An 11,802-nucleotide genomic window follows, 5' to 3' on the forward strand; every position below is an offset into this window, starting at 1 on the left:
CCCTGACCCCTCCCCGCAAGGGGGAGGGGAAACGGCGGCGCGGAGCTTGCTCCCGCCCAGGACGACCCTTCGAGGAAGAAGCCATGACCCAGCCTGCGGCGGCGCCGACGGTGCGGACCACCTGCCCCTATTGCGGGGTCGGATGCGGCGTGCTCGCGACCCCGGACGGGCAGGGCGGCGCCACGATCGCGGGCGATGCCGAGCACCCGGCCAATTACGGCCGCCTGTGCTCCAAGGGCTCGGCGCTGGGCGAGACCCTGTCGCTGGAGAACCGCCTGCTCCACCCGGAGATCGACGGCGCGCAGGTCTCCTGGGACGCAGCCCTCGACACGGTCGCGAAGAAGCTCAGCGCGGTGGCCGAGGCGCACGGACCGGACGCGATCGCCTTCTACCTCTCGGGGCAACTGCTGACCGAGGATTACTATGTCGCCAACAAGCTCGCGAAGGGCTTCATCGGCACGCCGCACGTGGACACCAATTCGCGGCTGTGCATGTCGAGCGCGGTCGCGGCCCATCGCCGGGCCTTCGGCTCCGACACGGTGCCGGGCTGCTACGAGGATCTCGACGAGGCCGACCTGATCGTGCTGGTCGGCTCCAACACCGCGTGGTGCCATCCCGTCCTGTTCCGCCGCATGGCCGACGCCAAGGCGCGCCGCGGCACCAAGTTCGTCGTCATCGACCCCCGCCGGACCCAGACCGCGCAGGAATCCGACCTGTTCCTCGGCATCCGGCCAGGCACCGATACGGCGCTGTTCTCAGGGCTCCTCGTCCACCTCGCGGATAACGGCTTTCGCGACCGCGCCTTCGTGGAGGCCCACACCTCCGGGCTCGACGGCGCCCTGGAACGCGCCCGCCAGATCGCGCCGGATGCGGCCGCGGTCGCCGCCGTGACCGGGGTTCCGGAGGCCGACATCGCGGCCTTCTACGCCCTGTTCGCCGGCACCCGCCGGGTTGTCACGGCCTTCTCGCAGGGGGTGAACCAGTCGGCGCAGGGGACCGACAAGGGCAACAGCATCATCAACTGCCACCTGATCACCGGCCGGATCGGGCAGCCCGGGATGGGGCCGTTCTCGCTCACCGGCCAGCCCAACGCCATGGGCGGGCGCGAAGTCGGGGGCTTGGCCAACATGCTGGCCGCCCACATGCACTTCACCCCCGAGGAAGTGGACCGCGTGCGCCGCTACTGGGGCGCGCCGCGGATCATCACCGGCGAGGGCATGAAGGCGGTCGCCCTGTTCGAGGCGGTCACCCGGGGCAAGATCAAGGCGCTCTGGGTGATGGGGACCAATCCCCTGGTCTCGATGCCGCGGGCCGACATGATCCGGGAGGCGTTGAAGGGGCTCGACCTCTACGTGGTCTCGGAGGCGGTCTCCGATTCCGACACCGCCCGCGGCCTCGGCAAGACCACGGTGCTGCTGCCCGCCCAGGCCTGGGGCGAGAAGGACGGCACGGTGACCAATTCCGAGCGCCGGATCTCGCGCCAGCGCCGCTTCCTGAAGAGCCCCGGCGAGGCCCGGCCCGATTGGGCGGTGCTGGCGGAGGTCGGCCGGCGCCTCGGCCACGACCGGGCCTTCGCGTTCGACTCGGCCGCCGCGATCTTCCGCGAGCATGCCGGGCTGTCGGCCTACGAGAACAACGGCACGCGCGACTTCGACCTCGGCGCGCTCACCGACATCAGCGACGCCGCCTACGACGTGAACCTTCCGGTGCAGTGGCCGATCCCGAAGCGCTCCGGTCCCCGGAACGCCCCGCAGGGCAAGGCGCGCCTGTTCGGCGACGGGCGCTTCTACACCTTCGACCAGCGCGCGCGCTTCGTCGCCGTGCAGCCGCCGGCCCTGGCGCTGGCGGTGTCGGAGGATTTTCCCTTCGTGCTCAACACCGGCCGGGTGCGCGACCACTGGCACACGATGACCCGCACGGGGAAGAGCCAGCGCCTCTCGGCCCACCGCGCCCTCCCGTTCGTCGAAATCCATCCGGACGACGCGGCCGCCCAGGGACTGACCGATGGCGGGATCGCGCGGCTGGCGACCGAGCACGGCGAAGCCGAGCTGGAGGTGATGGTCACCGACACGGTGGTGCCGGGCAGCCTGTTCATGCCGATGCACTGGGGCGGCGCCTTCGCGTCGAAGGCCCGGGTCGGCGCCCTGGTGCGCGGCATGCCGGATCCGGTCTCGGGACAGCCCGAGCTGAAGGCGACGCCGGCCGCGATCGCGCCGGTGGCCTACCGCGCCCGCGGCTTCCTGCTGTCGCGGGCGCAGGTGGCGCTGCCGGAGGGCTGGTGGTGGGCGCGGGCGGCGATCACCGGCGGCTGGGGCGTGCAATTCGCCACCCAGGACAGCTCCCGGGCCGTGGCGCTGATGATGCGCGGCCTGATCCAGAGCGAGGCGCTGCCGGGCTGCGAGCTGGCCGAATACGCCGATCACGCCCGCGACCGCTACCGCTGCGCCGTCTATGACGGCACGCGCCTCGTCGCCAGCCTCGCCTATGCGCCCGCCGGTGCGCGTCCGGACTGGGAGGCCGCCAAGGCCCTGTTCGCCGCCGAGGAGCCCGAGACGCCCGAGCGCCTCGCGCTGCTCTCCGGGCGGGCCGCCACGGCATCCGCGGGCCCGGTGGTCTGCGCCTGCCACGGCATCGGCGCCGACGTGATCGCCGCCGCCATCGCGGGGGGCGCCGGCTCGGTGGAGGCGGTGGGTGCCGCCTGCAAGGCCGGAACGAATTGCGGCTCCTGCATACCGGAGATCCGCAAGATGCTGGTGGGGCAGACCGCTCGCGCCGCGTGATTATCTGATACACTCGCGAACGAAAACGGATTGGCCCGTCCCATCGAACCACCTCATCCTGAGGCGCCCGCGTCAGCGGGCCTCGAAGGAGCCCTCCAGCCGGCCGCGCGATACCTGGAAGGCTCTCTCGAAGCCTCCGCTGCGCTCCGGCGCCTCAGGATGAGGGCGCGGATGGGATAGGCCGGTAACAGGACGAGTCAGGACGGACCCGTGACCGAGACCCCCCTGCGCACGGCCCGCGCCCCCCGCGAGACCAAGGCTGCCGGCCTGGAGCCGCTGGCGGTGCTGCCCGTCTTCGTGCCCCTGCGCGGCAAGCGCGTGGTGCTCGCCGGCTCCTCGGGCGGCGCCCCCTGGAAGGTGAAGGTGCTGGCCGCGGCCGGCGCCCATGTCGACGTCTACGCCCCCGAGCCCGGCGAGGAGCTGCGCGCCGTGCCGGGCGAGATCGTCGACGGGCAGGTGGTGCTCCACGAACGCGCCTGGAACCCCGACGACCTGTGGGGCGCGGCCTTCTGCATCGGCGCGATGGAGGACGAGGCCGAGTGCGTCGCCTTCGTGGCGGCCGCCCGCGGGGCCGGGGCCATCGTCAACGCGGTGGACCGGCCGCATCTCTGCGACGTGAAGTTCGGCGCCATCGTCAACCGCTCGCCGCTCGTGGTCGGCATCTCCACCGAGGGGGCCGCCCCGGTCTTCGGCCAGACCGTGCGTGCCCGGATCGAGGCGATGCTGCCCCGTGGGTTCGCCCGCTGGGTCGCGGCCGCCCGCGACTGGCGCGACGGCGTCACGGCTCGCTTCCACGGCTTCGCGGAGCGGCGCTTCTTCTGGGAGCGTTTCACAGACCGCGCCTTCGCGGAACCCGACCGGGCACCGTCGGATCGGGACCTCGCCGAGCTGCTCGGCGAGACCGAGGCCGCCCCGAAGGGGGGCGCTGTGACGCTGGTGGGGGCTGGCCCGGGCGACGCGGAGTTGCTGACGCTCAAGGCGCTGCGGGCGCTCCGCAACGCAGACGTGATCCTGTACGACGACCTCGTCGCCCCGGAGATCCTGGACTACGCCCGCCGCGAGGCCCGGACCATGCTGGTCGGCAAGACCGGCCATGGCCCGTCCTGCCGGCAGGACGACATCAACGCGCTGATGGTGCAGCTCGCCCGCTCGGGCAAGCAGGTGGTGCGGCTGAAATCCGGCGACCCGCTGGTCTTCGGCCGGGCCGGCGAGGAGATCGAGGCCTGCCGGGCCGCCGGCATTCCGGTCACGGTGGTGCCGGGTGTCTCGGCGGCGCAGGGCGCGGCGGCGGCGCTCGGCCTGTCGCTGACACACCGTGATGCGGCGCGGCGGCTTCAGTTCGTGACCGGTCACGACCGCCGCGGCGCCCTGCCGGACGACCTGAACTGGGGTGCGCTTGCCGATCCGAGCGTCACCACGGTGGTCTACATGCCCAAGCGCACCCTGCGGGCACTGCTGGCGCGGGCCGTCGAGGAGGGATTGGCACCTGCGACCCCGGCGCTGCTGGTGTTCAACGCCACCCGCCCGAACCAGCAGGCCCTGCGCGGCACGGCCGCCGACCTCGCCGACCGGGTCGAGGCGGCCGGCCTCGACGGGCCGGCTTTGCTGATGGTGGGCGAGGCGTTCTCGGAGTTGCGGGGGGCGGTTCCGATCACGGTCGAGCAGAGTCGCTTGGCGATCTAACGCGGAGGCCTTCACGGTTCGGTCGGCCGGACGCCCCGACGGCGCACGTCCATCACTAAAGGCAGCCCCGCTCGATATCGGTTACCCGATTGGGTACCCTCCGTCGGCGGCTTGGGCTCGTCCCAGGCAGGAGGAGCGTGCGATGCAGAACGTCCTGGCGAACGTGGCCGTAAGCCTGTCGGATCTGAAGAAGAACCCGGCCACCGTGCTCAGCGAAGCGCAAGGCGAAGCCGTGGCGATACTCAACCACGACCGGGTTATGGCCTACATGGTGCCAACCGCGCTGTATGAGGCGATGATGGACATCATCGACGACGCGGAACTGGCCGCGTTGGTCCAGGCGCGGGCCGGCGAGGAGCCGGTGAAGGTTTCGCTGGATGAGCTATGAGCTGCAGTTCCTGCCTTCAGCATTGAAGGAATGGCGCAAGCTCGGCTTCACCGTCCGCGAACAGTTCAAGGCCAAGCTCGCGGAGCGATTGCAGGCTCCGCACGTCCCGGCGGATCGGCTTGCCGGTTCGGAAATGAAGGACTGCTACAAGATCAAGCTGCGGGCCTCGGGCTATCGCTTGGTCTATCGCGTCAGCGACGCGGCCATCACGGTGACGGTCGTGGCGGTCGGCAAGCGCGACCGGCAGGCCGTTTATCGAACGGCGCAGAAGCGCTGATCGCGCGACCACGGCAACCCGGACCACCGACGAGCCGGTGGCGTTGCACGTCAACAGCTCTGGGCTGTTCGGGATGAACGACAGCAACCCCGCGGATGATCCGAGCCGGAGCGCGGGCGGGCCGGGCTGAGCCGGCCTCAGGTCTCCCCGGCCACGAAGGCGCGCATCAGGTAGTTGGCGATCGCCATGGGCGGCGGCGCCTGGAGGCCCTCCGGATGCGTCCCCGCCAGCATGGCGGCGACGTCTTCACGGCTGAACCAGCGGGCATCCTCCAGCTCGTTGGGATCGGTCACGATGGCCTCGTTCAGGGCCTCCGCGGCGCAGCCCAGCATCAGCGACGACGGGAACGGCCAGGGCTGCGAGGTCCGATAGGTGACGGCGCCGACGCGGATCTGCGTCTCCTCGAACACCTCGCGGCGCACCGCATCCTCGATCGTCTCGCCGGGCTCCAGGAAGCCGGCGAGGCAGGAATACATGTGCGGCCGGAAATGCGGGCCGCGGCCGAGCAGGCAGGCATCCCCCCGCCGTACCAGCATGATCACCACAGGATCGACCCGCGGGAAGTGATGGGCGGCGCAGGCCGGGCATTCCCGGCGGAAACCGCCGGCCTTCGACACGGTGGCGGTGCCGCAATTGGCGCAGAAGCCGTGGCGCGCGTGCCAGTCGAGCATCGACTTGGCGACTGCCAGCAAGCCGAGTTCCTCCGCCTCGACGGCGGATTCCGTCGCGATGCTGCGCAGGTCGAGGGTGCGGGTCTCGTCCCCCGCGAAGCGCTCCGCGGCCTCGGCGGGCGCCGCGAGCGCGAAGACCGGCTGGTCGTCCCGGCGCCCGAGGAAGATCCGCGTGCCGGTGGCGAGGTCAGCCACGTCCCGGGGCTCGATCAACGCGGTGGCGCCGCGCAGCACGATCCGGTCGCCGCACAGGAGGACGAGGCGGGTATCGGGCATGTCGAAGGCGGGCACCGCCTCCTCGGGCTGCTCGGCCGAATGACGGTCGAGGCGGTTCCGGACGAAGCCGAGGGTGTCGCGGGGATCGGTCATGGGGCTCAGGCCGCGGAGAACAGGGCGCCGGCGCGCTCGATGAGCTGGGCGCGGGCGTGGAGCGGGTAGGGGGTCCGTGTCCCGAAGCCCCAGACCGGTCCGGGCCAGGCCGGGTCCGAGCGGAACCGGCCGACCACGTGGACGTGGAGCTGCGTCACGATGTTGCCGAGCGCGGCGACATTCACCTTGTCGGGCTTGGCCAGCGCCTGCATCACCCCGGTGGCGATGCGGATCTCCTGCCACAGGGCGGCTGAATCCGGCTCGGGCAGGTCGGTGATCTCGGTAAGGTCGGGGCGGCGCGGCACGAGGATCAGCCACGGGAACCGGGCATCGTCCATCAGCAGCACCCGGCACAGGGCGAGGTCGCCGACCTCGACCGTGTCGGCGGCCAAGCGTGGATCGAGGGCGAAGGCGGATTCGGTCATCGCGCCCGATGTAGCGCAGCTTCGCGCGCTGCGCGCGGTCCGAGCGCGGGAACGGTGACGCAGCGCGGCCTCTGCCGGAATGTCAGAGGCCGGGGACGGCGCCCTGCCGGCCCACCGCGATCGTTCCGGCATCGAGGGCGCCATCCGCATCCGACCGGGCGAAGATCGTCACGGCCGCGCCGGGCTGGAGCAAAGCCCGCTCGCCGGGCGAGAACTGGGTCACCGGCGTGTCCCGGGGAATCTCGAAGGCGGCTTGCCCGCCCCCGTAGGTGACGGCCAGCCGCAGGGGTGCGCCGCGCTGCAGGTCGGCGACCCAGCCGGCCGTCAGCGTCGCGCCCGGCGCCGTGTCCCACGGCTGACTGCCGGCCTCGAAGCCGCGTTCGGAGGGCGAGTAGAGCGTCACCGCGGTGGCGCGATGCGGCTCCGAGCCCGCGGCGCCGATCACGCTGACATAGCTCTCGGGCTTGATCGCCCCGAGATCCGACGCGTTCACCGCGTAGACGCGGGTCTTCGGATCCATCCGCAGGGAGAGCGTGCTGCCGCTCGGCCGGCGGATCTCGATGCGGTCAGGCTCGACCCGCGCGACCGTTCCCCGGAACCGGGCCGTGATCGGCTCGGCCCGCACGGCGGTGACGCTGGCCGCCATCAGCAGGGCGGCGAGGACGGTACGTTTCATTGTGATCGTCACGGCGATCCTTGTGGGTCGGGCTCGGCGGGAGCCGAACGCCGGGTCGGAAGCCCAGGTTCCCCAGGCAGGGTCGGGCGTGATCGTCAATGCGCCATCAGCACCGGCATGTCGGCATAGGCCAGCACGTGGCTGGTGACGCCGCCGAAAATCATCTGGCGCAGGCGGCTCTGGGTGTAGGCACCCTTGATCAGCAGGTCGCAGCTGAAGGCCTTGGCCTCGGCGAGAAAAGTCTCGCCGGGCGCGCGCCGCCCCGCCGGCAGGGCGCGGTGGGCGGCCTCCACCCCCTCGCAGGCGAGGGCCTGGGCGAGATCCTGGGCGCTCGGGCCCGGCACCATCCCGCCCTCGACGCTCAGCACCAGCACCCGCTGGGCCTTGCGCAGGAACGGCATCGCGAAGGCCACAGCCCGGGCGGTCTCGGTCGAACCGTTCCAGGCGATCAGGATCGCGTCCCCGAGGGAGGCGGGCGCCGTCGGCGGCGCGAGGAGAATCGGACGGCCGCTCTCGAACAGGGCGGTCTCGAAGGTGGTCATGCGCGGGGCGTTGTCGGTCGTGCCCGGGCGGCCGACCACCGTGGCGGAGAACAGCCGGGCGTACTGGCCGAGGAACGCGTCGCCGGTCGGCACGTCCTGCCGCCAGCGATAGCGCGGCCCGGCATCCGGCACCCGCGCCGGTATGCAGAGCCCGTCGCGGGCGTGGCGGGGAATGCCGGCCGCGTCCATGAAGGCGACGAAGCGGCCGCCCGCCTCCTCGGCCTCGGCCCGATCGGCCTCCTCGTCCCGCAGCCACGTCATGCCGCCGACCATGTCGACGGGGACGTATTCGGCGAGCGCCGGGCGCAGCGACACGCCCTCGATCAGGCTGCCGAACCGCGTGGCCGCGAGCCGCGTCGTCTCGAACACGGAGGGCAGGGCGTCGTGCATCGCGATGGGTACGAGCAGCGTCTTCATGGCTTCGTCCTCCTCGGGGGCGAGGCTAATCCGACCGGCGCCCGTGGGAAACCGGGCCTGCTCCCGCACGCACACGGTTTTGCGGGGTCCCGGGGTCGAGGAATCTGCGTACGCGACGGGTCAGCGGCGTCTCGATGACGCGATGGACCAGGAGGGCGGCCGCGACGCTCGCCGCCAGCATCAGGACCATGGCGGGATAGGGGTGCAGGGCCGGTGCCCCGCCAAGCCGCAGCAACAGCTCGCGGGCGAGGCGCAGGGCGAAGGGATGCACGAGGTAGAGGGCGTAGGAGGCATCCCCGAGGGTCACGAGCGCCCGCGTCGGGGCGGATAGACGCGCGACCTGCGCCGCATCGCGCTCCGGACCGAGGGCGGAGGCCACGAGCAGGATCGCCGGCACGCCGACGAGGAGCGGCCGCAGGACACCATCGGCCTCGCCGAGCCCTGCGAGGAGGCGAGCCGCCAGGATCAGGCCGAGGAGGCCGAGCACCGCGAGACCGGCGCGAAGCGGCGCTGCAGGCCGGAGCCCGCCCCGATAGGCGAGGGCGAGCCCGGCCCCGGCGGCGAATTCGAGCACGATCGGATTCGCCCAGAAGCGCACCGGAAGGGGCAGGTCCGGCCAAACGAGTCCGGCGGTGACCAGAAGGGCCAGGATGGTGACGAGCCAGACCACTGCGCCGCGCCGCCCGAAGCCGAGCCCGGTGGCGAAGAGGACGTAGAAGAAGGCCTCGTAGTTCAGGGTCCAGCCCAGCCCGTAGAGCGGCTGGACGACGCCGTCCGGCCGGGCGGCCGGCCAGAACAGGAAGCCGGCCAGGAGCGCACCGGGCTCGTGGATCAGGGCGGCGGCTTCTCCGAGCAGGTCGGGACGCGCCAGGGCGAGGGCGAGATAGGCGAGGCTCACCAGCCAGTAGAGCGGCACCACCCGGGCGATCCGGTGGGCGAGGAACCGGGTCCGCCCCCCCGGCACCCCGTACAGGCGCCCGCTCGCCAGGACGATGACGAGGCCGGAGATCACGAAGAACAGGTCGACGCCCCCCCACCAGGGCAGGAGCATGCCCGGCTCGGGAGCCGGTCCGCCGCCGCCGCGTTGCGCGAGGAGGGCGGCCTCGTGCCGCGCATGGTGCCAGACCACCATCAGGGCGGCGAGGCCGCGCAGGATCTGGATCGGGACGAGGATCATGCGGCGCTCGGATCCCGGCACGACCGGTCTTGCACATGCGGCCGCGGGGGCAAAACCTCATCCACGGCGCCGGCCCAAAGCAAAAACGACAGGAACCATAAGCCGATACCCCCGTTGACGGACCAATTCGCGAATACGGAGCGTGAGGTCTTCGATCTCCGCCAGACATGCCATGCCGGTTCGCGCACCCATTCCGAAGCGAGGTTCCTGATGCTGAAGAATTACGCCGCCGCCTCCGCGCTGGTCCTGGCGCTGTCGACCCCGGCCCTGGCGCAGAGCGCCAACGATTTCCGTCTGCAGTCGATGCAGGCGAACGCGTTCGAGATCCAGTCCTCGCAGATCGCGCTGTCGAAGTCGCGTAACCCGCGGGTGCGTTCCTACGCCCAGGAGGTGATCCGCGATCACCGCGCCGCCAACGTGGCGTTGGCCGGTGGCCAGCCCGGCGCGATGGCCGGCGGCGATCCGGGCCTCGGCGGCCTGATCACGGCGCCGATCACGGTGGCGGGCAGCGCCGTGGGCGCCGGCGTCGGTGCGGCGACCGGCGTGGTGGGCGGCACCCTCTCGGGCGGCCCGGTGGGCGGCCTCCAGGGTGTGGGTGCCGGTGCGGCGAACGGCGCCGCGGCGGGCGGACGCCTCGGCGGCGGTGAGGTGATGGCGACGGGCGCCTCCACGATCGTGCAGCCGGACCCGCAGCAGCAGGCGATGCTGTCCGAGCTGTCGGCGACCCCGCCCGGCGCGCGCTTTGACCGCCTGTACGCGACCCAGCAGATCCAGGCTCACCAGATGGCCATCGCGATGACCCAGGCCTACGCCCAGGGTGGCCCGAACCCGGCCCTGCGCAACTACGCTCAGCAGGCCCTGCCGGCGCTGGAGATGCACTACAACCAGGCGCAGCGCCTGCCGGGTGCCATGTAAGGTCTTGGATCGCAGAGGCCCGGCATCCGCCGGGCCGTCAGGACGGGCGGCCCGTGCGAGCGGGCCGCCCTTCTTTTTGCGCGTGTGCGGCGCAGGCTCCGGCGCCGCCCCGGCTTCAGTCACACGCGATGGCGGCGACCGAGCGCACCGGCAGGCCGGCGGTGTCGAGCGGCGGCTTGAACGCCCCCGTCTCCGGATCGCGCACCACGAGGGACCCGCTGGCCACGCCGAAATGCGCGCCGTGGAGCTGGAGCCGGCCGTCATCGACCCGTTCTTTCACGAACGGGAAGGTCATCAGATTCTCCAGGCCCTGTGCCACCACGGCATATTCGAGACGCGTCAGATAGTTGGGCGCCTCGGGATCGCCGGCCTTCGCGGCTGCGGGCTCCACCAGCGAGACCCACTTGCCGATGAAGTTGCCTTCGGAGAGCGGCTTGGCCTTCTGGGCGTAGGCCTTCACGCCGCCGCAGGTGGCGTGGCCGAGCACGACGATATGCTTCACCTCCAGGGCCTGGACGGCGAATTCGATCGCCGCCGAGGTGCCGTGGTAGTTCTCGTCCGGCTGGTAGGGCGGCACGAGGTTGGCGACGTTGCGGATCGTGAACAGTTCGCCCGGCCCGGCATCGAAGATCGCGCTGGGGGAGACCCGGCTGTCGCAGCAGCTGATGACCAGGATTTCCGGCTTCTGCGAGTCGGCCAGCTGCGCGAAGCGGCGGCGCTCGGTCGGGAAGCGCTGCTCAAGGAACGACCGGTACCCTTCAGTCAGATAGACAGGAAACATCCAATCACCTCCGGTTGAATCATTCGCCGCGATACGGCTGAAATCACGATCTTTGCCAAGTCAGAACGCGAGGCGCCGCCGGCATAATCCCCCGGGCGAGATCCGCCGCGAGATCGGCCAGCCCGGCCGGCTCGACACGCTCGCCGCTCGCGCGCAATTCGGCGATCGGCCACCAGCGGGTGCCGAGCACGGGATTGTCCTCGGTCTCGGCGAGGCGGCTGGTGTCGACCCGATCATCGGGCAGGCGGACGAGAAAGTACCGTTCGCGGGCATCGCGGCCCTGGCGGAACAGATGGAACGGGCCGTCGCACGCGGCGACCTGCGGGCCGATCATGACATCGGCGCGGCCGATCTCCTCCTCAAGCTCCCGGCGGCAGGCGGTGACGTGGTCCTCGCCGGGCTCAAGGCCGCCGCCGGGCATGAACCAGAACCGCAGCGGCGATCCGTCCGGTCCTTTCGCGTGAACGGAGGCGTAGGCGATCAGCAGGATCCTGTCCTGCGGATCGAGGACGATCGCCCGGGCGATGTGGCGAATCGGGAGAGCGGTCTCTGTGGTCATGACATCCAAGCTAGATGTCGTTTCCAAGGAGGTTGTCCTTAGGGAGCCTGCTTGTGGGCGGTTGTCCACCGAGAGCCGAGTGAGGCCTGCGGCTGTTGTAGTCGCACAGCCACGGGGTCATGGCGGCGGTGCGTTCCTGGGA

General features: G+C 71.5%; 13 protein-coding genes. 5 read left to right on the top strand and 8 right to left on the bottom strand.

The window, feature by feature from the left end; genetic code table 11:
- Positions 1-83 precede the first annotated feature (83 nt).
- The 4 genes from FVE89_RS30145 to FVE89_RS30160 all read left to right on the top strand — a co-directional run bounded on the left by FVE89_RS30145 (position 84) and on the right by FVE89_RS30160 (position 5,128).
- Positions 84-2,780: a nitrate reductase gene (locus tag FVE89_RS30145; protein WP_161393834.1), complete on the top strand. Its 2,697-nt coding sequence runs from the start codon at positions 84-86 to the stop codon at positions 2,778-2,780.
- A 225-nt stretch (positions 2,781-3,005) separates the two neighbouring features.
- Positions 3,006-4,463: a siroheme synthase CysG gene (gene cysG, locus FVE89_RS30150; RefSeq protein ID WP_161393852.1), complete on the top strand. Its 1,458-nt coding sequence runs from the start codon at positions 3,006-3,008 to the stop codon at positions 4,461-4,463.
- 142 nt (positions 4,464-4,605) lie between these two features.
- Entirely contained in the window at positions 4,606-4,851 is a 246-nt protein-coding gene (locus tag FVE89_RS30155) for a type II toxin-antitoxin system Phd/YefM family antitoxin (protein WP_161393835.1), read from the top strand.
- On the top strand, positions 4,841-5,128 hold the full coding sequence (locus tag FVE89_RS30160; RefSeq protein WP_161393836.1) for a type II toxin-antitoxin system RelE/ParE family toxin: 288 nt from the start codon (positions 4,841-4,843) through the stop codon (positions 5,126-5,128). The genes FVE89_RS30155 and FVE89_RS30160 overlap by 11 nt, the downstream gene beginning before the upstream one ends.
- Positions 5,129-5,265: 137 nt before the next feature.
- On the opposite strand, the gene nudC is transcribed toward FVE89_RS30160, so the two are convergent.
- The 5 genes from nudC to FVE89_RS30185 form a co-directional block, all read right to left on the bottom strand.
- Positions 5,266-6,168 carry an NAD(+) diphosphatase gene (gene nudC / locus FVE89_RS30165; protein WP_161393837.1) on the bottom strand — a complete coding sequence of 301 codons (903 nt, stop codon included), beginning with the start codon at positions 6,166-6,168 and terminating at the stop codon, positions 5,266-5,268.
- Between the two features lie 5 nt (positions 6,169-6,173).
- Positions 6,174-6,593, bottom strand: a complete 420-nt coding sequence (locus tag FVE89_RS30170; protein ID WP_161393838.1) for an HIT domain-containing protein — start codon at positions 6,591-6,593, stop codon at positions 6,174-6,176.
- A gap of 82 nt (positions 6,594-6,675) precedes the next feature.
- The gene (locus FVE89_RS30175; RefSeq protein ID WP_202131190.1) at positions 6,676-7,269 is read right to left on the bottom strand and encodes a hypothetical protein; all 594 of its coding nucleotides are present in this window, start codon (positions 7,267-7,269) and stop codon (positions 6,676-6,678) included.
- Positions 7,270-7,364: 95 nt separating this feature from the next.
- Positions 7,365-8,228, bottom strand: a complete 864-nt coding sequence (locus FVE89_RS30180; RefSeq protein WP_161393840.1) for a universal stress protein — start codon at positions 8,226-8,228, stop codon at positions 7,365-7,367.
- A 25-nt stretch (positions 8,229-8,253) separates the two neighbouring features.
- A complete protein-coding gene (locus tag FVE89_RS30185) occupies positions 8,254-9,405 on the bottom strand; it encodes an acyltransferase (protein WP_202131191.1) in 1,152 nt (383 codons plus the stop codon).
- Positions 9,406-9,615: 210 nt separating this feature from the next.
- Here FVE89_RS30185 and FVE89_RS30190 point away from each other — a divergent pair, with 210 nt between their 5' ends.
- A complete protein-coding gene (locus FVE89_RS30190; RefSeq protein ID WP_161393841.1) occupies positions 9,616-10,320 on the top strand; it encodes a DUF4142 domain-containing protein in 705 nt (234 codons plus the stop codon).
- 115 nt (positions 10,321-10,435) lie between these two features.
- Here FVE89_RS30190 and FVE89_RS30195 read toward each other — a convergent pair whose 3' ends face one another.
- The 3 genes from FVE89_RS30195 to FVE89_RS30205 form a co-directional block, all read right to left on the bottom strand.
- Positions 10,436-11,101: a carbonic anhydrase gene (locus tag FVE89_RS30195; RefSeq protein ID WP_161393842.1), complete on the bottom strand. Its 666-nt coding sequence runs from the start codon at positions 11,099-11,101 to the stop codon at positions 10,436-10,438.
- A gap of 43 nt (positions 11,102-11,144) precedes the next feature.
- Complete coding sequence (locus tag FVE89_RS30200; RefSeq protein WP_161393843.1) at positions 11,145-11,660, bottom strand: NUDIX domain-containing protein; 516 nt, start codon at positions 11,658-11,660, stop codon at positions 11,145-11,147.
- 10 nt (positions 11,661-11,670) lie between these two features.
- Positions 11,671-11,802 (bottom strand): integrase core domain-containing protein (locus FVE89_RS30205; protein ID WP_161393844.1); only part of this gene is annotated, 132 nt, incomplete at its 5' end.

Origin of the sequence: Methylobacterium sp. 2A (assembly GCF_009806555.1) — a bacterium.
GTDB lineage: Bacteria > Pseudomonadota > Alphaproteobacteria > Rhizobiales > Beijerinckiaceae > Methylobacterium.